Origin of the sequence: Cloacibacillus sp. (genome assembly GCA_036655895.1) — a bacterium.
Classification (GTDB): domain Bacteria; phylum Synergistota; class Synergistia; order Synergistales; family Synergistaceae; genus JAVVPF01.
Window position 1 is genome coordinate 55,145 of record JAVVPF010000010.1, and the last position, 21,745, is coordinate 76,889.

Consider the following 21,745-nt stretch of genomic DNA (forward strand, 5'->3'; position numbering starts at 1 on the left):
CTTTGATGCTTATCAGTCAAGCAGGTCTTTTTGCAGAATTGCGGCTATCTTCTTGGAGGCGGTGCCGTCGCCGAAAGGCTGCGCCGCGCACTTTTCCTCGATTTTTTTAAGAGCTTCGGGGCTGCTGAGAAGAAGCAGCGCGTTTTCCCTGATTTTTTTTCGGTCAACGCCTACGAGCACGCCGCTTCCGTGTTCCACGGCCTCGGGGCGCTCCGTCACCTCGCGCAGTATCAGCACCGGCTTCTTTATAGCGGTAGCCTCCTCCTGCACTCCCCCGCTGTCGCTCAAAATGAACTTTGAGGCGTTCATCGCCCAGACGAAATCGGGATAGTCAAGCGGGTCGCAGAGGATGACTTTCTTTCGCCCGTCGAGGTATTTGTGGAATATTTCGCGCACGGCTGGATTCTTGTGCATCGGGATCACCATCCATAGTTCAGGATGGGCCTCTATAACGTCGACCAGCGCTTTGCATATCTCTTCAAGCGGCGCGCCCCATGATTCTCTGCGGTGGGCCGTCACCAGCACGAACGGTTCTCCATCGGGGAGCGCGTGCAGTTCTGCGCATTCGGGCTTCGTCTGTGCGGCTACTGTGTAAAAGAGCGCGTCTATGACGGTGTTTCCGGTTATGCTTACATCTGACGGCGAAGCGCCGTCTTTTAAGAGGTTTTCCGCGGCAAGCTGTGTGGGAGCGAATCCCCATCTTATCACCTTGTCTATGAGGACGCGGTTCATCTCCTCCGGGAAAGGCAGCCGCATGTTGCCGCTGCGAAGCCCAGCCTCGACGTGTCCCACAGGAATGTTGCGATAGAAGGCGGCAAGGCCCGCCGCAAATGTGGTCGTCGTATCGCCGTGGACGAGCACCGCCGCTGGTTTGATATCGTCAAAGTATTCCCCCGCGCCCGTAAGCACCGAGGCCGTTATGTAATCCAGCGTCTGTCTGTCCTTCATAATGTGCAGATTTATGTCGGCCGTCAGTTTGAAGAAGTTGAGCACCTGGTCGAGCATCGCCGCGTGCTGGCCTGTAGCCAGTATGCGCACGTCGAAATTTTCATTTTCCTTTAACGCAATTATGACCGGCGCCATTTTTATGGCCTCCGGCCTGGTTCCCACGACACAGACGATTTTTTTCCTGTCCATCTGAAAGCGCCTCCCCTGTTTATTTTGTTTATTGCAATATATTAAAGACCGGCACGCCGAGCAGCCTCATCCCAAAAAGCAGCACCCCTGCGTGTACGGAGGCCATGACGACGAGCACAGCCCATTTGGGCAGCCCGAAATCCTGCAGTTTGTGATGGGCGTGTCCTCTGTCCGGTTCAAAGGGCGATTTATGCGACAGCACCCTGCGCGTCATCGCCACAAGAGTATCTATTACCGGCACTCCCCCGAGAAACAGCAGCACAAAGGCCAGGTGTATGAAATTGACCTTGAATATATTGGGAAATATCGCCCAGGCGAGCTGCGAAGAGCATATATATCCCATCAGCGTGCTTCCGCCGTCGCCAAGGAAGGTGCGAGGCTGCGGGAAGTTCCACAGAAGAACTCCGAAGACGAGTCCCGCGAAGGGCAGCCATACTCCCCTCGCTCCTATCAGAAGCGCGCAGAGCGCCGTGATGAGCGTGATGGTGAGGCATAGGCCGTCCATTCCGTCAATGAGGTTGTAGGCGTTCGTCGCGCCCGCTATCCACAATACAAAAAGCGCGCGCTGCCATATTGGTACAGGCAGCGGGTAGATGACCCATGCGGCGGCCAGCAGATGGAAGACGAGCCGCAGAAGCGGCGGCAGCGGATGCATGTCGTCCATATAGCCGACGATGAAGATGACGGTGGCTCCAGTCGCTATGAACGGCACCTCAACGCCGGGGTTGCCCGTAAAGAGCGCCCACATCAAATAACCGCTCCACAGCACAAGTCCTGCGCCGCGCGGCATGATGCTGTGGTGTTTCTTTCGGCCTCCGGGGATGTCCAGCAGTCGGAACTTCTGCGCAAGAGCAATCGCAATCGGCGTTCCGATCAGCCCCCAGAGAAACGTTAAAAGTGTGAAGAGATAGGTTGAAAGCAAATTATCTTCCTTTCCCTGACATGTCTATCAAGCGGCGGCGGAGCGCGGCAGATTTATTTGTCCGCACCTCCGCCGCCGTCGGATTATTTTGTGCCAAACAACCTGTCGCCCGCATCGCCCAGTCCGGGAACGATGTAGCCGTGGTCGTTGAGGTGGCTGTCGACGCCTGCGACGTAGATGTCGACGTCGGGGTGTTCCTCGTGGAATTTGGCGATGCCTTCCGGCGCCGCTATCAGGGAGACCAGCGAAACGCGCTTTCCGCCCTTTTCTTTTATGTGGCTCACGGCGGCTGCCGCAGAGCCGCCAGTTGCGAGCATCGGGTCGACTACGAAGATGTCGCGCTCTGAGATGTCGCTTGGCAGCTTGCAGTAGTAGTCGACGGGCTTCAGCGTCTCAGGGTCGCGGTAGAGGCCGATATGTCCCACCGTCGCATTGGGTACGAGCTTCAAGATGCCCTCAACCATGCCCAGTCCGGCGCGCAGCACAGGGACGATGGCAAGTTTTTTGCCGGAGAGGGTGAATACGCGCGTCGTCGTAATGGGAGTCTCCACCTCTATCTCTTCAAGGGGAAGATGGCGCGTCACTTCGTAGACCATGAGTCCGGCCACTTCCTGGACGAGGTCGCGGAAATCCTTAGACGAGGTCTCTTTGTCGCGCATGAGGCCAAGCTTGTGGCGCACGAGCGGGTGGTCTATGACTACGGTGCGTCCGCCGCGCGGAGCTGCGTCTATCGCGGTTGAGTTTTCGTCTTCGTAAGCGCTTATTTTTTCAAGGCGGAAGGTGTGGCGGCCGCCTTCAAACGGCTCTGCAAGCCAGCTTTTCACCATGTCGTCCGCTACGTCCGTGCCAATGACGCGCGCGCCAAGGACGAGCACGTTCGCGTCGTTGTGGCGGCGGCTCATCACGGCTGTGAAATGGTCATGGCAGAGCGCCGCGCGGATGCCCTTGACCTTGTTCGCTACGATGCTCATGCCGATGCCTGTGCCGCATACCAGTATGCCGCGCTCAGCCTTGTGGCTGGCCACTGCGTCGGCCGCTTTGAATCCCCAGTCGGGATAATCGACCTTCACGTCGCATGAGGCCGTTCCGCAGTCTATTACTTCATGACCCGCGGAGAGCAGGCTCTCTTTTATTTCTTCTTTGAGTTTGAATCCAGCGTGATCCGCTCCAAGTGCTATTTTCATTATATTTTCCCCCGTGCCTAGATTTATCTTACGATTTTTTCTATTATTTCGCCCGCAAGCGTATACGGGTCGGCTTTTCTTGCGGAAAGCTCGGCCATTACGCCGTCGTCTTTGCGCCTGTTCCATGCCTTTTGGACCTTGGAGGAGATCTCGCCGCGCAGTATTGCTTCTACCTCCATCTCAAGCTGCGTAAAACGACGGCGCCTGCCCTCTTCGCTTGTGGTCAGGTATTCGCGGTGGCGGTTCAGCGTCTCTTTCGCCTCGTCTACGCCAGTATTTTTATTGGAAGAGACAAGTATCACGGGCGGCGTCCATTCGCGTTCCAGAAGCATTTTGAGCATCACCTGGACGTCTGCTGCAACTTTGTCCGCGCCCTCCTTGTCGGCCTTGTTGACGATGAAGATGTCAGCTATCTCCATTATGCCGGCCTTCATTATCTGTACGTCGTCGCCCATGCCTGGTGTCAATATCAGGCAGACTGAGTCCGCTATTTTTATTATGTCCACTTCGGACTGGCCGACGCCTACCGTTTCTATGATGACGACGTCGAAGCCGCAGGCGTCCAATATGAGCGCGCCTTCGTGCGTGCCGCGGCTGACGCCGCCTAAGTTTCCACGGGAACCCATGCTTCTGATGAAGACGCCCTCTTCGACCGCGTGATCCTGCATACGCAGGCGGTCTCCGAGAATGGCTCCTCCTGTGAACGGGCTGGACGGGTCTATCGCTATTACTCCGACCTTTTTGCCCTCTTCACGGAACTGTGCGATGAGACGATTGACAAAGGTGCTTTTTCCTGCGCCGGGGCTTCCCGTGATGCCTATGACCTGAGCGTTGCCGGTCTTAGGGTATATCCTCTTCATTATCTCCTGTGAAGATGGAGCCTCCGCCTCAACAAGGCTGATGAGGCGTCCGATGGATCTCGTGTCCCCCGCAAGCGCACGTTCGAGCAGCTTTTCCATAGTTAAACTCTCCCTGTATTATTTATTGAATAAGACATCTATCCCGGCGAAGCTGTATATTCCCAGGCCTATCGAGGCGGCGAATGTAAATCCGAGCACCATTCTGAGATAGAGCACCCACGTCTGGCTTCCGGGCCATTTTCCAGATTGTATGTTGACTACTATGCGCGCAAGAAAGAGTGAAACACCGAAAAGTCCAAGCGCAACAAATGCCTGGTAGTTGACAGACGGCACCGTCTTTAAGAAATCAAACAAATATCTTCACCCTTTCATATCCTCCGCTTACTGCCATGCAATAAAAAAGAGAGGAATACATTCCTCTCTAAATAATAACGCTTAATGACGCGAATGTCATGACCAATTTCCTATATTGCCGAAAGAAGCGGGAAATTTTGCTGCTTTTCTTCGTGTATTTGGCGAAGCGCGGCTACGCAGACCTCAAGGGCGCGCTTTCCGTCTTTGATGCCGACCATTGGCTGACGGCCCTCGCGGATGCAGGAGATGAAATGCTGCAGTTCCATTTTGAGCGGCTCCGTCTTTGGAAAGACGGGGTGCTCCATGACTTCGACGATGTTTCCGCCGCTCTGGCGCACGCAGCGCTGTACCGTGATGTCCTGCGTCTCGTAATTTACCGTGACGAAACGTTCCGCCTCTGATATCTCCATCTGGCGCAGGCGTTTTTCCGCGACGCGGCTGACGAGTATCTGCGCCATCGCGCCGTTTGCGAAGCCGAGCTGCACTGAGGCTATGTCCTCGTGGTCGGTCCTGATGCACTTGCCTATCGCTGAAATTGAAACGAGGTCGGAATTTATCATTGAAAGAATGATGTCGACGTCGTGGATCATAAGGTCGAGCACCACTCCGACGTCGCTTATGCGCGGTGAAAAGGGGCCTATCCTGTGCGTCTGGATGAAGTAGGGATCTTTTACAAACTCCCTCGCGTGCTGGACGGCGCTGTTGAAGCGTTCTATGTGCCCAACCTGAAGCAGCACGTCCTTTTCCTTGGCGAGCCGCAGCAGCTTTTCTGCTTCGTCTACGCTTGTCGTCACAGGTTTCTCAACGAGGACGTGGACGCCGCTTTCCATCGCCACCTTCGCTATCTCGTAATGCATATATGTCGGGACGACGATGCTTACCGCGTCTGGGCGGGTCTCTTTCAGGAAAGTCTTAAAATCATCAAAGGCGCTGACGCCAAGAGGCTCCGCGATCGCATGCGCCCTTTCGTCGTTGATGTCTACGACGCCTACAAGCTGCGCGCCTAATATCTCCGTATATACCCTTGCATGGTGCATTCCAAGATGGCCTACACCTATAACTCCTACTCGTACCGTCTCCATAATCAAAATCACCTCTCGGAGTGTGGGCAGCGCCGCTTAAAGCCCTTAATTACTATTTTCACGCGTTCTGCCGTTTTTTATCGCGCCGGCAAGCAGAAATAATCTTTTTTTGTCATCTCCGGCGCGGTAGGAGTAAAATAAATCCTTCGCGCAGAAGGTGCAGCGGTCATACGTGTATATATTATCATCTCTTATGCCTTTTGCGCAAAGTTGGCTGCGAATCTGCCCTTTGATGTCAAAATGTATGAAGTCTGAGTCGCCGTCGTCGATATTTTCCGCCGAGAACGCGGCAAGCGCCGCAGCCGTCGAAGGGTCGTCCGTTTTTCTGCCATAGCATTCCCTGCCGATAGCGGGGCCTATCCACGCCCAGATATTTTCCGCGCGCTGCGTCCGGTATTTTGCCTCTACCAAATCAAGCGCAGCGGCGCTTATGTTTTTCAGCGTGCCCTGAAATCCAGAATGCAGCATGACTAGCCACGGCCTTTCAGCCACGCCCGCAATGACGACGGGCGTGCAGTCGGCAAAGCGAAGACTGCCCAGAACGTCCGCGTCATACGGCAAAAAAATTCCGTCGGCCTTCGGCCGCTCAGAGAGCGCGCACCTTTCGTCAGCCTCTATTATCCGCGTTCCATGCACCTGAACTGGGGCCGCTAAGTTTCTTGCGTCATATTCAGGGGCAAGCTTGCTCCAAACTGCCTCCGGTTCTCCGCAGGCCTCGTCGTTCAGCGGCCCGCGGCAAAAGAGCCGCGTAAAATAGCTCTCCGCCAAAATAGAGGGCATTGCAAATTCTACCGCAATGCCCCACTTGTCTTTTTTAGTGACGAATCCGTTAAAATCCATGAAAATGTTCCTTGATGTGGCCGACAAGAAAGAGGCTCCCGCAGCATAGGGTGGGAACTCCGCGCGCTGCGGCCGCTTTTATCGCGCACAGCGGCTCATCAAAAGCGCCGGCGCAGTGAAGCCCCGCCTCCTGCGCAAGCAACGCCATTTCGCTGGCCGCAAGCGACCGCTCGCTGCTTGGCACCTGAGTGCAGAACACCGACGCGTCCAGCCGTTTTAGGATGAGCAGGACGTCGCGGATGTCTTTATCCTTCATCATGGCGAGCACGATATTTATTTTTTTGTCGGGGGCAAGCGCTTCTACCGTCTCGGCAAGCCTCAGCGCGGCGTGCGGGTTGTGTCCCCCGTCAATTATGACTAGAGGGTCGTGCGATATTATCTCCATGCGCCCGGACCAGACCGTCTGCGAGATGCCGCGCGCGATCGCAGCCTCTGTGACATTTGGAAATTTCGGCGCAAGAAGACGTGCCGCAGCTACAGCAAGCGCCGCGTTCTCCGCCTGAAAGGTTCCAGGCAGAGGCGTATGGTAGCGGCCGGCGCCGTTTTGGCCTGTCAGTGTGAACTGTGTGCCGGAAAACGCAAATTCCATATCGGAAATTTTATATTCGTCGTTGAATATGTGAGCCATGGCTCCGTGGAGCGCGGCGGTGCTTTTGAAGAGCGCGTTGATTTCAGCAGCTCCTCCCATGAACAAGGCGGGCGTCTCTTTGCGCAGTATCGCGAATTTTTCCGCGGCTACCTTTAAAAGAGTGTCGCCAAGATATTCGGTATGGTCGAGGCCGATGGGTACGATGAGGCTAAGCGCTACGTCGCCCAAGATGTTTGAGGCGTCAAGCCTGCCGCCCATGCCGGCCTCAAAGACCGCTATATCTGGTGCTCTGTCCGCCAATATGATAATGGCGGCCGCAGTCACCAGCTCAAAGTATGTCGGAAGGTCGGAGGTGAGATATTCGTCTTCTTTGATGATGTCGTGAAGAACGGCTATCGCGTCAAACCACGCCTCAGCCGTCGCCTCGCCTCCGTCTATGACGAGCCGCTCCGTGAAGTCCACAAGATGCGGGCTGGTGTAGAGCGCGGCGCTGTATCCCGCGCTGCGAAGGATGGAATAGAGTGAGGCCGCCGTGGAGCCTTTGCCGTTCGTCCCCACTATTTGGACCGCGGGGAATTTTTTCTGCGGCATCCCGGCTTTGAAGAGAAGTCTTGCCAGACGGGCAAGCCCCGGACGAATGCCCGGGCTTGCCATCTGCTGAAGCTTAGTTTCTATTGCTGCACAAAAATCTTTCATCGATCTGCTTTCTATGAAAGCCGCCCAAGTTACTCAGAGAGGCTGCTAAGGTTTTCCCTTATGCGGAGAGCCTTTGTCTCATTGTCTGTTAGGGCAGTTTTTTCTTTTTCTATTACTTCTTCTGGTGCTCTTTCAACGAACTGTTTGTTAGCCAGTTTCACGCGGCTCTTTTCGATGTCCTTTTCGAGCTTGGCGAGGTCGTTCTTCAGCCTCTGCATCTCTTTTTCGACGTCGAGCAGCTCGCCGACGGGCAGATAGACCTGAACGTCGTCAAGCACGGTGGCGAGGCTCTTTTCAGGCTTTGAGCCAGCCGCGCCGGTCAGCGTAAGTTTTTCCGTCTTTGTGAGCAGGCGTATCTGTTCGTCGCATGATTCAAAGAGCGCAAGCTTCGCCGTGTTGTGTACCTCAAGGAAAGCGCCAGGGATCATCTGCTGCGGCGGGATGTGAGCCTCGGCCCTCAGATTGCGGATGGCGCGGACGGTGTCCTGCACTGCGGCCATGTCAGCAAGCGCGCTTTCGTCGATGTTTTCGACGCGCGGTGCAGGCCAGCCAGAGTGTTCTACGAGGTCTGTGCCGAACGGGAAGGCGTGCCACAGCTCCTCCGTTACAAACGGGATGATTGGGTGCAGCAGCTTGATGACGTCTTCAAATACGGCAAGAAGCACAGCCTGGGCCGCTTTGCGCCGCGGCGTTCCTTCGTCGCCGCGCAGCGCGGGCTTCGCAAGCTCGAGATACCAGTCGCATAGCTCTCCCCATGTGAAGTCGTACATGAGGCGCGCCGCTTCGCCGAAGAAGTAGCCGTCTAGCAGCCGCGTCATTTCGGAGCTCACCTGCGAGACGCGGTTCAGTATCCATCTGTCCTGTAGCCGCAGTTCTTTTTCGTCTATCGGCGCGCCTAATTCCGCGTCCTCAAGGTTCATAAGGGCGAAGCGCGAGGCGTTCCAGAGCTTGTTCATGAAGAGCCTGTAGGTGGATATCCTGTCGGTCGATAGGAATATGTCGCGTCCCTGCACCGTGAGCGCCGCCATCGTCAGACGAAGCGCGTCCGCGCCGTAGTCCTGTACGATCGTGAGCGGATCTATCACGTTGCCGCGGGACTTGCTCATCTTCTGTCCCTTTTCGTCGCGCACGAGCGCGTGGATATAGACGTCGTGGAACGGCACTTCACCCTTCATGCCTTCCAGGCCGAACATTATCATGCGCGCCACCCAGAAGAAGATTATGTCAAATCCAGTTACCAGCACGGAGGTCGGGTAGAATTTTTTGAGCGTCTCTGTGTCGTCGGGCCAGCCCATCGTTGAGAAGGGCCAGAGGCCGCTTGAGAACCATGTGTCAAGCACGTCCTCGTCCTGGCGCAGCGCGGTTGAGCCGCACTGCGGGCACTTGTGAGGAGCCGTCTCCTCAACTATTATTTCGCCGCATTCGTCGCAGTACCACGCGGGGATGCGGTGACCCCACCAAAGCTGGCGGGAGATGCACCAGTCGCGGATGTTCTCCATCCACTGATAATAGACGTTCGTCCACTGGTCTGGCACGAATTTTATTTTTCCGGCCTGCACGGAGGCCACGCCCGCGTCAGCAAGCGGACGTGTGCGCACGAACCACTGTTCCGAAAGGTACGGCTCAATGACCGTATGGCAGCGGTAGCAGTGACCGACTGAATGTTTGAGGTCTGTCACGGAGAGCAGCACGCCCTCTTTTTTGAGGTCTTCGGCAATAGCGGCGCGCGCTTCGAAGCGGTCCATGCCGGCGTATTTTCCGGCGTTGTCGCACATGACGCCTTTGCCGTCTATCACCTGTATCTGTTCAAGCCCGTGCCTCTGCCCAACGAGGAAGTCGTTGGGGTCGTGGGCCGGCGTTATTTTGACGCAGCCTGTGCCGAATTCTGGGTCGACCATGTTGTCCTCAACGACGGGGATGACGCGCCCAACGAGCGGGACTACGACCTTTTTGCCGACGAGATGGCGGTTCTTTTCGTCGCGAGGATGTATCGCAATGGCAGTGTCTCCGAGGATAGTCTCAGGGCGCGTCGTCATCACGATTACGCCGCCCTCTTCGCCGTCCGCGAATTTATAGGAGACCTCGTAGAACTTGCCGTCGTTTTCTTCATGCTCGACCTCTAGGTCGGAGAGGGCCGTCTGACAGCGCGGGCACCAGTTTATGAGGTATTTTCCGCGGTAGATGAGGCCTTTTTTATAAAGTTCGACGAATATCTTGCGCACAGCGCGTGAGAGTCCTTCGTCCATCGTGAAACGTTCGCGGTCCCAGTCGCAGGAGGCGCCCAGTTTTTTCAACTGGCCTATTATGGTGCTGCCGTATTCCTGCTTCCACTCCCAAACTTTTTTCACGAATTCCTCGCGGCCCAGGTCGTGGCGCGAGACGCCCTCCGAAGCAAGCGAGCGCTCGACGACGTTCTGCGTGGCAATGCCTGCGTGGTCCGTTCCGGGAAGCCACAGCACCTCATAGCCCTGCATACGCTTTGTGCGGCACAGTATATCCTGCAGCGTGTTGTCGAGGGCGTGTCCTACGTGGAGTTTGCCTGTTACGTTTGGCGGGGGTATGACGATTGAAAAAGGCGGCTTCGGCGACGAGGCGTCGGCCTTAAAAAGCCCCTCGTCTATCCAGCGGGCGTACCATTTGTCTTCGATAGGCACGGGATCATAACTCTTGCCTAACTGTGTTTTCTCGGAATCCATCCGTGTTTCCTCCTCAATGACCTGGCCGGGTGGCCCAGGCCGTATCTATTCCCATCCCGACAGCCCGGCCGTTCCGGTACCTCGGGTATGCAGGTCTTATCTGTTTTTCTTTGCGTCCTGAGCGTCTAGCTTTCTTATTTCGGTTAGGCACTGTTCAATGCCGTCTCTAAGCTTCGACATCTCATCGTTGTTTGCGCCGGATGTTAAAAACGGCGGCAGCATTGAATCGAGTCCCTCGCGCATTATCGCATTATACTGCCCTTTGCGTTTTCCGGCAGTTATTTTGTCTCCTTTTGTGAAGACGACGAGGCGCGGCATCTCCATACTGTCGAGCCAGTTGATCAGCTCAATGTCGTTCGCAAGCGGGCCGTGACGGAAGTCGATGAGATGCACGACGTATGATATGGGGCGGTCCTCGTTGAAGTAATCCTCAATGAGCCGCCACCAGACCTTGCGTTCGTCCTTGCCGCGAGCCGCGTATCCGTATCCGGGAATATCTACGAGCGAGAATTTGTTAGGCTCCGCCTCTACATTGTAGAAGTTGATGCTGCGCGTCTTGCCGGGCTTTGAGCTTACCTTTGCGATTTTTTTGCCGAGCAGCGCGTTGACCAGCGTAGACTTTCCAACGTTCGAGCGTCCCAGAAAGACTATCTCGTCATAGTTGGGCGGAGGGAGCTGCTGTTTGTTGAAGGCCGTGCAAAATAGATCTGATTTCCATACGGACATGGTTTATTCCTCCGCTCTTAAGGCGAGTTTGAATACCTCTTCGACATTTGATACGAAATGGAGCGTCATTCCCGAAAGCACCCACGGGCTGAGCTCCGACGCGTCCGATTTGTTGTCTTCGGGCAGTATTATTTGTGTTATTCCAAGGCGTTTTGCGGCAAGTATCTTTTCTCTGAGGCCGCCTATCGGCAGTACGCTGCCGCGAAGCGTAAGCTCTCCGGTCATCGCGTATTCTGATGCGATGGCGCGCCCAGTAAGCGACGAGCAGAGCGAAAGCGCAAGCGTTATGCCGGCGGACGGCCCGTCCTTAGGCACCGCGCCGGCCGGTACGTGGATGTGTATGTCTTTTTTGTTCCAATCAAAGCCGTTCAGACCGTGCTTCTCCGCGTTCGAGCGGAGATAGGCGAGCGCCGTGGTTGCCGATTCCTGCATGATGTCTCCGAGGTTGCCTGTGTAGGTGACTTTGCCTGTCCCGTCCATTACGGCGGACTCTATCAGTATGACGTCGCCGCCCGCCTCTGTCCAGGCAAGTCCTATAGCGGTTCCCGCGCTTCCGTCTTTTGGAAGGTGGGTTCCGTGGAGCATCTCCGCGCCAAGTATCTTATGAAGGCGATCTTTCGTGAGTGCGGCGCGTTTTTTCGGCGTTTCTGGCGTTTGGGCCGAAAGCTCAGCCACTATTTTGCGCGCCACCTTTGATATCTGTCTGTCAAGCGAACGCACTCCGGCCTCCATCGTATAGGAGCCGATTATCTCTTTGAGCACGGTTTCCGATATTGAAAGTTCACGCGCGCCTAGTCCGTGTTCCTTCATTATTCTCGGTATCAGGTGTTTCTGGGCTATCTTGATTTTTTCTTCTAGCACGTAGCCGGAAAGCGGGATTATTTCCATTCTGTCAAGCAGCGGCCGTGGAATGCTTGAGGTGCTGTTGGCGGTGGTGATGAATATGACGCGGCTCAAATCAAACGGAGCTTCTAGGAAGTTGTCTGTGAAGTTCCAGTTCTGCTCAGGGTCGAGCACTTCAAGCAGCGCGGAAGACGGGTCTCCGCGGAAATCGGAGCCTAGTTTGTCTATCTCGTCCATTAGAATGAGCGGGTTGTTGACGCCGCACTGTTTTATCTTCTGGATTATGCGTCCGGGCAGAGCGCCGACGTAGGTGCGCCTGTGGCCGCGAATCTCGGCTTCGTCGTGCATTCCGCCGAGCGAGATGTTTATGAAATTTCTGCCCATCGCGCGCGCGATGGATTTGCCAAGAGAGGTCTTCCCTACTCCCGGAGGTCCTACGAAGCATATTACCTGTGCCCGCATCTCTTTGCCGGCGCGTTTTTTGACGGCCAGATATTCCAGTATGCGTTTTTTTACATCTTCGAGGCCGTGATGGTCCTCTTCCAGCACCTTTTTTGCGTTGACGAGGTCGAGGTTGTCCTTTGTGGACTTGTTCCACGGCAGGTCTATCAGGTTTTCGATATAATTGCGCGCGACGGCCGCCTCCGGTGAAAACGGCGGCAGCTTCACGAAGCGCGATATCTCCTTGTTAACCTTTTGCAGCACCGCCTCCGGCATTTCGGCGGCGCAGGCCGAGGCGCGAAGCTCCTCCGACTCTGTTTCGGGACTTTCTTCGCCAAGGTCCTCGCTTATCACCTTCAGCTGTTCGCGCAGGTAATAATTATGCTGGTCTTTGTCAATTTCCGAACGAACCTTTTCTTCTATGTCGCGTTCAAGCGCAAGCAGGCTGTTTTCATCGACGAGCATCTTAAGAAGCAGAGCAAGCCGGTCTGACGTGTCGGGCGTCTCAAGTATTTTCTGCTTGTCTGTTATGTCGAGGTTGCAGTGAGAGGCTACGATGTCGCAGAGAACGTCAGGGTTGTCTATATCTTGCACGGAGCGTGCGATCTCATCCGGCATCTTTGGGTCAAGATGTACGTTTGTCTCAAATTCGCGCAGCAGCGTCCTCATATACGCGCGTGTCTTCTGCGAGGGATCGCATTCCACCGTTTCGATGGTCTTAACATGGGCCAGCATAAAGGGTTCCGCCGTGGAGAACCTTTCGGCCTCCGCCCTGCATCCGCCCTCGACTACGACTTTAAGCGAGCCGTCGGGCAGTCTGACGTTTTGAAGTATCTTGCAAAGAGTACCTTTTGTATAGAGCGACTCAGGCTTCACCGTATCCTGATAAGGTTTTTTCTCCGCAGTGATGAAGACGATGCGGTCGTGTTCGCCGGCCTCTTCAACGGCGCGCATTGACTTTGGACGGCTAATGAAAAGCGGCGAGACGACGCCCGGAAAGACTATCAGTTCCCTTACCGGGATCACCGGGTAGAGGTCTGGCTTATTCTTCTGCGTCATTGCCTTCGCTGTCCGTTTCTGTCTGCGGTTTCTCCGTGCCTTCGACCGCCGCCTTTGTCACGGTGAGCGAGGCTGTCTTTGTGTTTCTGTTTGGTATCTCAAACTGCAGGTCGAGCATCAGGCTTTCAAGGACCGTGCGCAGTCCGCGCGCGCCTGTGTTGAGCTGGGCGGCTTTCTCGGCTATCGTCTCCGCAGCGTCATCTGTGAAATTAAGTTTGATGCCCTCCAGCGAGAAGAGCTTTATATATTGTTTAAGGGGCGCGTTTTTCGGTTCCTTGAGTATTTGCACGAGCGCCTCAGTCGTCAGCGACTCAAGCGCCACCAGCACCGGCAGTCTTCCGATGAACTCAGGGATGAAGCCGTAAGTGCGCAGGTCGTCAGGCTGTAATTTTTTCAAAAGCTCTGAGCCGTTGTGCTTTGTCGCGTTTGAGGTGATCTCGCCGCCGAAACCGAGCTGCTTTTCGTTGGTACGCTGGGAGATTATCTTTTCGAGCCCGTCAAAAGCGCCTCCGCAGATGAAGAGGATGTTGCTGGTGTTGATGGGGATCATCTCCTGGCTCGGATGCTTGCGCCCGCCCTTTGGAGGAATGTTCGCCACGGTGCCCTCTATTATCTTAAGCAGCGCCTGCTGTACCCCTTCTCCAGAAACGTCTCTCGTTATGGAGGTGGATTCTGATTTACGCGCTATTTTATCGATTTCGTCGATATATATTATCCCGCGCTCCGCCGACTGTATGTCAAAATCAGCCGCCTGGAGCAGCCTCAGCAGTATATTTTCGACGTCTTCGCCTACGTAGCCGGCCTCTGTCAGCGTAGTCGCGTCCGTCATGGCAAACGGCACGTGCAGCATTTTCGCAAGCGTCTGTGCGAGCAGCGTCTTGCCGCTACCTGTCGGGCCAACGAGCAGTACGTTGCTTTTTGGAAGTTCAACGTCGTCGTCGTCCATCGCCGGGTTCAATATCCTCTTGTAGTGGTTGTAGACCGCCACGGAGAGGACCTTTTTCGCCTGCTGCTGCCCTATGACGTATTGGTTGAGGAAATCTCTGATTTCGACCGGTTTGGGCAGTTCATCAATTGACGGTAGCGAGGTATAGTCGGGTTTTGCCTCCGCGCGCGGCGTTTCTAGCTCAACGTCGTCGCTCAGGTGCTCGCCCTTTAGAAGGATATTTCCAAGGTGCAGGCAGTCGGAGCATATAAAGACGTTGGACTGCTGGCCGGAGAAAAGCCTGGCAGTATCGCTCTGCGGCTTTCCGCAGAAGGAGCAGCGATTGACCTTGTTTTTGTTGTTATATTTATTTCCGTTATCATACATTGGGACAGACACCTCGCGGCAGACAGGGGGAACCTTAATGATTCGCTGACCATAAGCGCCCGAATGGTTTATTCAGGCGCCCATGATCAGCGCTGTCAGGAATTCTCGGAACCCCTCATCAAATTTAACGTTTTTCTATTATCTTATCGACGATTCCGTATTTCAGCGCTTCTTCCGCGGACATGTAAAAATCTCTGTCCGTATCGGCCTCTATCCTCTCGATCGGCTGTTTCGTATGGGAGGCCAGTATCTGATTGAGTTTGGCGCGGGTCTTTAATATCTCTCGCGCGTGTATCTCTATGTCAGAGGCCTGTCCCTCCATGCCGCCGAGCGGCTGGTGGATCATTACCTTCGCGTTTGGGAGCGCGATCCTCTTGCCGGCGCATCCCGCCGTAAGGAGCACGGCTCCCATGCTCGCCGCCATCCCGAGGCAGATGGTGGAAATATCCGGCTTTATATACTGCATCGTGTCGTAAATCGCCATACCTGCGGAAACCGAACCGCCCGGGCTGTTTATGTACAGCGATATATCCTTGTCAGGGTCTTCGCTTTCGAGAAAGAGAAGCTGTGCTACGACGAGGTTTGCGACGTCGTCGTTTATCTGCGTGCCAAGGAATATTATTCTGTCTTTAAGGAGGCGGCTGTATATGTCATAGGCGCGCTCACCCCTGCCAGACTGCTCTATAACCGTTGGAACATAATACGGCATTTTTAACGCTCCTCCTTTTTTGCAACTTATAATTATATTTTGCAGGCTGAACTATTCAGCCTCTTTTGCCTCCGGCTCTGTCGGAAGGTCGATGCGCTCAGGGTGGACCTCTTTGACCTTCACGGCCGCCGCTACAAAGTCTGTAGCTTTGCGGGTGCGGATCTTGTCGGCCATCTCAAAGAGCCTGTCCTTGTCGCCGTAGACGTAGTCAAGCAGTTTTTTCGGGTCGATGCCGCTCATGTGGGCCATCTGGATGATCTCGTCCGTAAGCTCTTCGCGCGTCCACTCAATGTTGTTTTCTTCGGCTATCGCGTCGAGGATAAGTCCGCGCTTCACCATGCGGGCTGCCGCGGCTTCAAGGTCTGCCTCGTATTTTTCCTTGTCCATGCCGATCTTTTCGAAGAACTGGTCCATGGTCATTTTTTCTTCTCTTTCGATCTTATCGGCCTGCTGTTTTTTAATGGAAGCCTTCTGACGGTCTACGAGGGACTGCGGCACTTCAAATTCTGTCTTGTCAGTCAGCTTGGTCATGGCGTCCTCTTTGAGTTCGTCCGCGCTCTTTTTTTCGTAGCCTGCTTCGAGCTGCTTTTTGACCTCTTCTCTGAGTTCGGCTACGCTTTTGTGCTGCGCGTTGGTGAACTCCGCAACGTATTCGTCGGTAAGCTCAGGCCTCTGCTTTTTCATGATGCCCATTATCTCTATTTCATAGCGGCTCTTGACGGCCTTGTCCTTCTTGGCCTCTTCGCCGTCTACGGGAAGCTCTATTGAAACGGCGTCGCCGGGGACCTTGCCAACAATGGCGTCGACTACTTCGGGACGCATCGTTTCCGCTCCGAGGAATATTTCTGTCTTCTGTCCGTCTTCGGCCTTCTTTTCGCTGCCGTCTTCGTAGGTGACGTAGGTGTTGTATTTAACGGAGGCGTAGTCTTCCTTTGTCACAGGACGATCCTCGTATGTGGGAACGACCTCTGAACGCGCGTCAAGAATGCTCTCTATCTGAGCGTCGATCATATCGTCAGTGACGGCGTATATTCTTTTTTCGGCCTCTATCTCAGAAATTTCGGGAATGTCGAAGTCGGGAGTCACTTCAAATTTTACCGTGAACTCGTAGGGCTCGCCCTCGGTCAGTTCGCCAGGCTTAAGGTCGGGGTCGCCGATGAGCTTAAGCTCAAATTCTTCTATCATCTTATCCAGCGCGTCAGGAATGATCTCCTCAAGCGTCTCCGCTAAGATGGCGCTCTTTGGGAAGTAGAGTTCAAGCGTTCTGCGCGGTACCTTGCCCTTGCGGAATCCCTTTATGTTGGCGCTCTTTGAAACCCTCTTGTAGGTCTCTTCAATGGCCTTTGTAACTTCCTCGGGAGTAAACTGCGCTTTTGCCTCAACGATATTCTTATCCTGCGACACTATTTCGGTTTTCAATTTATTTTTCCCCTTTCAAAATATTTCAGCAATCAATGTTTAACCATAGCATTTTACCATAACTAACTAAATTAAACACCACATGATTGTGAAAAGTTTAAATAAAAATCTTCTCGGCAATTTATAAAACCTAGGTCAGACCTATAAGTAATGCTCTTAGAAAACCTAAGGCAGCTAGAATTTCAGCCAATTTGCTGAAGAGCAGTCTGTTTTAGCCAAAGGTGCAGTGTATAAATAAGAGCAATCTCTAGACCGATATGATATTTATTTTATAAATAGATAGAATAAACGAGGAGTATGAGTAGACAGTAAATAGATATAAAAATCTCCACCAACTATAACAGTGAAGTGGGAGAAATAAAAAGTCTAGCTATCAGCTTATTTATTTGGTCGGGATGGTCGGATTCGAACCGACGACCCCCTGCTCCCAAAGCAGGTACGCTAACCAGGCTGCGCTACATCCCGAACAGATGAGATTATATCATGACTTTTGATTTTTGGAAAAGCTAATATTTTGACGAAGCGCCGCAGAGCGCGCACAATGCTTGTAAAAGGCTTAAAGAGCCTGATCGCCAGTGTATTTTATTTCGTGTATCTGCGCCATCAGCGTTGCCGCAAGGAGGATAGCCGCGCCTATAAGCTCCCGTTCGGAAAGCCTTTCTCCCAGCACCAGGTAGCCTGAGGCCGCCGCAAACAGCGTCTCTCCGCTCAATATGATGCAGGTGGCGACTGGGCTGACGTAGCGTTGGGCCGCCATCTGAAGCGTGTAGGCGATGCAGGTGCAGGCAAGCCCCGCGTAGACTATGGGCTTCCACGATTCGGCGACCCATCTCCATTCGGGAGCCTCGGCGGCAAACATCACTATCGAAGCAAAGAGCGCGACTGACGCAAATTGTATTGTGGAAATTTTTAGCGGATCGTGCTTTCTGGAAAATTTATCGCAGGCCATGATATGCGCCGCCCAAAAAAACGCTCCGGCAAATACAAGAACGTCGCCGATATTGATTGAAACGCCGGGCGTGATGGAAAGAAGGTAGAGCCCCGTCATGCTCATCGCTATTGCGGCTGCCGTGAACGGCGTGGGCAGTTTTTTTATAAAAAATCCGTATATTGGCACGATGACGATATAGGTTGCTGTGATGAAGCCCGCCTTGCTTGCCGTAGTAAACAGAAGTCCGGTCTGTTGGAGCGCGGAGGCGATGAACAAAAACGCGCCGCAGGCGACGCCGCTTTTTAGGCAGGAGCGCCACTCGGAGAGTTCAGACGAGAAAGAATATGGTTCTTCTTTGTATCTGTTCATAAAAAAGGTGAACGGAACTAGAAATACCAGCGAGACGACGTATCTGCCGGTAAGGAATGTATATGGACCGATATACTGCATGCCGAGTATCTGCGCTATGAAGGAGGTCCCCCATATCAGCGAGGCGGCGGAGAGCATTATCACCGAAAGTGTTTTCATGTTGTTTTTTTTCATTGCTGCACCAGCCAATTCTAAAAGATGTCCCAAAGGGCGCAGAGGAGATTATACTATCATTTTCAATTATTTTCGATGACTGAGCGCTGCGTTGGCGTCAGGCCGTAAAGCTGGAAGATGTCACGGTCTATCTCTTTTTCAAGTGTTATTGCGGCGTCGCTGCGCCGGCCGTGCTTCTGCGGAGGTTCATTTGCGTAAAGCGCGGAGAGCGCCTGCGCCGCGCGCTCAATTTTCTCTTTAAGCTCAAGTTTTTTTGTCTCTCCCGCGCTTATCCGACATACTGGAAGGTTGGCTATCTGCGACGGCCGAAGTTCATAGTAACCGTTTAAAAGCTCCGGGGCGCCCGCGCGGTATACGAAATCCATCAGTGTAGAATTGAGCAGCGCGAGAATAAAATAATCCGCGACGCAGACCGCGGTGCATTTATCGTTGAAGTAGACGCCCGTTGTGTCCATCGCCGCTGTGATTTTTTTTGAGATGACCGGCATCAGGATTTTTGGCTTTTGAAATATAGCTTTATATTTGCATGGCCGCAGCTCCCACCAGTAATCGCCCTTGTCGCGCCTTGCGAGTGCTTCTTTTTCAAACTGCGCCAGGTGCGCGGCTACCAACGGGTGTTTTGTGGCGAACCAGAATAGCGCGTCGTCCAGCTCTCTATGTCTGTTGGTGTAGCCTTTTTCTATAAAAATAAGCTGCTTTTTTACAGGAGGCAGGCTGTACGGCTTGACGTCCCGGCCGGAATAGAACGGGACTATCAGTTCCGCGGAGTTTTGCTCGGTATTTTTTATACGACACGCAGTATCGTTGTCTATGACGAATGCCGCGTTGAGCCCTGTTAGCACGCCTCTGTATATCTCCCCTTGCGCGTATTGGAAAAGTGAGAGGCTTTTTTCTTTGATCGCGGCTAAAATCTCGCTGCGGGTTTTTGAGTTTGGCTCCGAGATGGAAACGACGGCGCCGTTTTGCTGAGGCTGCGGTGCGTTGTCGCAAATATAATCAGAAAGAGAACTGTCCTGCGAACAGGCTGCGGCATCCATATAGATCGTGGCCTCTGCGCACGGCTCGGCGAAGAGCGAAATGGCCGTAAGCTGAAGTGCCGAACCCTTTGACGAGAGGCGGTTTCCAAGTGAAGCAATAAGGCGCGGGGGCGTGACGCGGAAGAAATCTTTAAGCCCCTCGCCGTATGCCGCCTTCATCCATCTGTCCGATGAAAGTGTGACGGCGCTGCCGTCGGGCGCAAGCATCCCGGCCGCTCTTTCGATGTAGTAGCAATAGAGATCCGCTTTGAAACGCTGCGACGAATAGCCCGACAATAGTTCCTTCAGCGCGGCAAAGCGTTCCGCTCTGAGATGAGGCGGAAGTGTGACGATAAGGTCGAACTTGAGATCGTTAAATATATTTTCAACTAGAACGCTTCCCCATACAAACTTTTCACGGTCAGGGGCGGCGTATGGATATATGAGGCGCAGCGCGGCGAAGATCATGTCAAGCGACGCCGCGCTGCAGTCTGTCAGATAAAGAGAGTTTTCTATAAAATCTTTGATGAGATTTTCAAGACGTCGTTCGGCGGTGCGGCCCGTCAGATATTTTCTTAGGCCGAGGCGCACGCCCGCTATTTGAGCGATCATGTGAAGAACGACGGCGCCGCCTGATGCCGCGATGTCGCAGAATCGTATGCGGGACAGGGCTGCGTCGATGCTCTGGGCGTGCGACGCGATGACGCTGTCGTCATAAAGGATACGTTCGTTGGCAAAGTAACCGTCCAGCGCCTCGCGCGCTAAATCGCAGCTTTTCTGGAGATAGTTTTTGATCCCCTCAACGCATAAAAAATCAAGCAGTCCCTCTTCAGGCTCGATACGCTGAGCTGAATCTGGCTCCGCAAGCATCAGCAAAGAGGGTTCGTCAGGCGCCGATACCGCCGCCGCGAGCAGTCCCGAGGCTTTATTTTTGGTCATATAGTCGTCTATAAAACAGCGAGCCTGAGCAAAAGAATCCGACGCCAAAACGCCCGGCGCCAGCTTTATTTGGATGATGTCTATCCGCCCGCTGCCTGAGGCCGGGATGTGTTTTCCTATGATGCGGTACGAGGAGATATGGCTTTTAAGGGCCTGCGGGATATGCACCCCGGAGCGGATCCTGCTCTCGGAGGCGTCCACAGTTAGGAATAGCTCTTCGGCCAGTTTGGTGAATGAGGCGGCCTCAAAGACTTCGCTGCATAATTTCTGAAAAATTATAGAAGAGCTGTTTCTTTGGCGCATCCACTCATCCACCCCTAATTTCTTAAAATTTTACGCGGTAAATCAGCTGCTATTTAATAAGTATAAGCCCATGACCGTCATTAGACAAATGGGAAATTGTGGGTGTCATATTAAGTAAACCCAGCTCCACCAAACCGGACTAAAAATACCGCAACCGCCTCTGTCCCCACGAAGGTAGCTGCTATTTACTCGTACTTTCGCTAAAGCGTCGCAACCCATAACCTACATTATCCACATCGTATATAAGGAACGCAGCTAGAGTCAAGGTAATGTGTTATATAATGGCCGCTTCCGCCCCTATACCTACAACAGTTGCCCCTCGCAATGGGGCTACAGCCATAAGGCGAGAAAATAGATATACGGCTTTTCTCTTTGCTATACGTACATAGCCAGTATTTACCGACCGTCTGTATTTCTCCGCCTCCCCCCGCAGTGCTTGGGGACGACGTGCCGAAAATAATATTTCGTGCCGACTATTATAATATTTCCATACAGTTTGTGTGAAGTGGCCTTATACATACATCTTTAATACCTTTTGTATCAGGAAGATGTACCGAGAGAAAATGGCGGTTTTTTACCCTTAAAAAACAAGAAAAACCCCGTCATAGACAGGGTTTATTGTTAAATGGAGCCAACGTCCGGATTTGAACCGGAGACCTGCGCATTACGAGTGCGCTGCTCTACCAGCTGAGCCACGTTGGCTTTTTGTTTGGAGCGGACAACGGGATTCGGACCCGCGACCCTTAGCTTGGGAAGCTAATGCTCTACCAGCTGAGCTATGTCCGCTTCACCAACGAGGGATATAATACCATAACTTTTCAAACTACGCCATACATTGAACGAAATTTATTGTCTAATCGAGGCTCAAATATTTTCCAACTCACGCCATGTTCGCCAGAAATGTAGGTTGATAGTTTAATGTTCGCCCATGCGTAAGGTGAGATAATAGTAATACTTGCCGACTTCCTTGAATATATCGGAGACAGAAAGCTCACGACAATCAGTATACAGAAAGTAAGAGAGTTCAGAGAACTGTAGTATAAAGCGCCGAAGAAGCGCCGGGCAAAAAAGTAGAAAGGTAAATGTATGATGGGACAAATTCTAAAGCGTTAAAGGATAATCAGTTTGGTAGGAAAATGTAAGA

Annotated in this window: 16 protein-coding genes and 3 tRNA genes; all 19 read right to left on the reverse strand. The window is 53.4% G+C overall.

All coding sequences use genetic code 11. From position 1 onward, the window contains the following. Positions 1–12 precede the first annotated feature (12 nt). Positions 13–1,137: a UDP-N-acetylglucosamine 2-epimerase (non-hydrolyzing) gene (gene wecB / locus RRY12_04860; protein ID MEG2183986.1), complete on the reverse strand. Its 1,125-nt coding sequence runs from the start codon at positions 1,135–1,137 to the stop codon at positions 13–15. A 28-nt stretch (positions 1,138–1,165) separates the two neighbouring features. Then, on the reverse strand, positions 1,166–2,059 hold the full coding sequence (locus RRY12_04865; GenBank protein ID MEG2183987.1) for an MraY family glycosyltransferase: 894 nt from the start codon (positions 2,057–2,059) through the stop codon (positions 1,166–1,168). Positions 2,060–2,142: 83 nt separating this feature from the next. Continuing rightward, a complete protein-coding gene (upp, locus tag RRY12_04870; protein ID MEG2183988.1) occupies positions 2,143–3,243 on the reverse strand; it encodes a uracil phosphoribosyltransferase in 1,101 nt (366 codons plus the stop codon). 23 nt (positions 3,244–3,266) lie between these two features. Next, a complete protein-coding gene (meaB, locus tag RRY12_04875) occupies positions 3,267–4,202 on the reverse strand; it encodes a methylmalonyl Co-A mutase-associated GTPase MeaB (GenBank protein ID MEG2183989.1) in 936 nt (311 codons plus the stop codon). Between the two features lie 18 nt (positions 4,203–4,220). After that, a complete protein-coding gene (locus RRY12_04880) occupies positions 4,221–4,457 on the reverse strand; it encodes a flagellar biosynthesis protein FliR (GenBank protein MEG2183990.1) in 237 nt (78 codons plus the stop codon). A gap of 110 nt (positions 4,458–4,567) precedes the next feature. Further along, positions 4,568–5,539: a Gfo/Idh/MocA family oxidoreductase gene (locus RRY12_04885; protein ID MEG2183991.1), complete on the reverse strand. Its 972-nt coding sequence runs from the start codon at positions 5,537–5,539 to the stop codon at positions 4,568–4,570. Between the two features lie 45 nt (positions 5,540–5,584). Further along, entirely contained in the window at positions 5,585–6,379 is a 795-nt protein-coding gene (locus RRY12_04890) for a polyphenol oxidase family protein (GenBank protein MEG2183992.1), read from the reverse strand. Beyond that, positions 6,369–7,664, reverse strand: a complete 1,296-nt coding sequence (locus tag RRY12_04895; protein MEG2183993.1) for a Mur ligase family protein — start codon at positions 7,662–7,664, stop codon at positions 6,369–6,371. Before RRY12_04895 ends, RRY12_04890 begins: the two co-directional genes overlap by 11 nt. Positions 7,665–7,693: 29 nt before the next feature. Next, positions 7,694–10,360, reverse strand: a complete 2,667-nt coding sequence (locus tag RRY12_04900; GenBank protein MEG2183994.1) for a valine--tRNA ligase — start codon at positions 10,358–10,360, stop codon at positions 7,694–7,696. Between the two features lie 96 nt (positions 10,361–10,456). Continuing rightward, positions 10,457–11,086, reverse strand: a complete 630-nt coding sequence (yihA, locus tag RRY12_04905; protein MEG2183995.1) for a ribosome biogenesis GTP-binding protein YihA/YsxC — start codon at positions 11,084–11,086, stop codon at positions 10,457–10,459. Between the two features lie 3 nt (positions 11,087–11,089). After that, positions 11,090–13,429 (reverse strand): endopeptidase La, encoded by a 2,340-nt coding sequence (lon, locus tag RRY12_04910; protein ID MEG2183996.1) that lies wholly within the window; start codon positions 13,427–13,429, stop codon positions 11,090–11,092. Continuing rightward, entirely contained in the window at positions 13,413–14,741 is a 1,329-nt protein-coding gene (gene clpX / locus RRY12_04915) for an ATP-dependent Clp protease ATP-binding subunit ClpX (protein MEG2183997.1), read from the reverse strand. Before clpX ends, lon begins: the two co-directional genes overlap by 17 nt. 124 nt (positions 14,742–14,865) lie before the next feature. After that, positions 14,866–15,450 (reverse strand): ATP-dependent Clp endopeptidase proteolytic subunit ClpP, encoded by a 585-nt coding sequence (gene clpP, locus RRY12_04920; GenBank protein MEG2183998.1) that lies wholly within the window; start codon positions 15,448–15,450, stop codon positions 14,866–14,868. Between the two features lie 51 nt (positions 15,451–15,501). Then, positions 15,502–16,869, reverse strand: a complete 1,368-nt coding sequence (tig, locus tag RRY12_04925; GenBank protein ID MEG2183999.1) for a trigger factor — start codon at positions 16,867–16,869, stop codon at positions 15,502–15,504. A 387-nt stretch (positions 16,870–17,256) separates the two neighbouring features. Continuing rightward, a tRNA-Pro gene (locus RRY12_04930) sits at positions 17,257–17,334 on the reverse strand. 91 nt (positions 17,335–17,425) lie between these two features. Next, the gene (locus RRY12_04935) at positions 17,426–18,343 is read right to left on the reverse strand and encodes a DMT family transporter (GenBank protein ID MEG2184000.1); all 918 of its coding nucleotides are present in this window, start codon (positions 18,341–18,343) and stop codon (positions 17,426–17,428) included. Positions 18,344–18,405: 62 nt separating this feature from the next. Then, entirely contained in the window at positions 18,406–20,601 is a 2,196-nt protein-coding gene (locus RRY12_04940) for a TaqI-like C-terminal specificity domain-containing protein (protein ID MEG2184001.1), read from the reverse strand. Between the two features lie 626 nt (positions 20,602–21,227). Further along, a tRNA-Thr gene (locus RRY12_04945) sits at positions 21,228–21,303 on the reverse strand. 8 nt (positions 21,304–21,311) lie between these two features. Continuing rightward, a tRNA-Gly gene (locus RRY12_04950) sits at positions 21,312–21,387 on the reverse strand. Positions 21,388–21,745 lie beyond the last annotated feature (358 nt).

Coding starts and splice junctions, on each gene's coding strand:
- wecB (MEG2183986.1), bottom strand. CDS start 1,137: ATGGACAGGAAAAAAATCGTCTGTGTCGTGGGAACCAGGCCGGAGGCC.
- upp (MEG2183988.1), bottom strand. CDS start 3,243: ATGAAAATAGCACTTGGAGCGGATCACGCTGGATTCAAACTCAAAGAA.
- meaB (MEG2183989.1), bottom strand. CDS start 4,202: ATGGAAAAGCTGCTCGAACGTGCGCTTGCGGGGGACACGAGATCCATC.
- RRY12_04885 (MEG2183991.1), bottom strand. CDS start 5,539: ATGGAGACGGTACGAGTAGGAGTTATAGGTGTAGGCCATCTTGGAATG.
- RRY12_04890 (MEG2183992.1), bottom strand. CDS start 6,379: ATGGATTTTAACGGATTCGTCACTAAAAAAGACAAGTGGGGCATTGCG.
- RRY12_04895 (MEG2183993.1), bottom strand. CDS start 7,664: ATGAAAGATTTTTGTGCAGCAATAGAAACTAAGCTTCAGCAGATGGCA.
- RRY12_04900 (MEG2183994.1), bottom strand. CDS start 10,360: ATGGATTCCGAGAAAACACAGTTAGGCAAGAGTTATGATCCCGTGCCT.
- yihA (MEG2183995.1), bottom strand. CDS start 11,086: ATGTCCGTATGGAAATCAGATCTATTTTGCACGGCCTTCAACAAACAG.
- lon (MEG2183996.1), bottom strand. CDS start 13,429: ATGACGCAGAAGAATAAGCCAGACCTCTACCCGGTGATCCCGGTAAGG.
- clpX (MEG2183997.1), bottom strand. CDS start 14,741: ATGTATGATAACGGAAATAAATATAACAACAAAAACAAGGTCAATCGC.
- clpP (MEG2183998.1), bottom strand. CDS start 15,450: ATGCCGTATTATGTTCCAACGGTTATAGAGCAGTCTGGCAGGGGTGAG.
- RRY12_04935 (MEG2184000.1), bottom strand. CDS start 18,343: ATGAAAAAAAACAACATGAAAACACTTTCGGTGATAATGCTCTCCGCC.
- RRY12_04940 (MEG2184001.1), bottom strand. CDS start 20,601: ATGCGCCAAAGAAACAGCTCTTCTATAATTTTTCAGAAATTATGCAGC.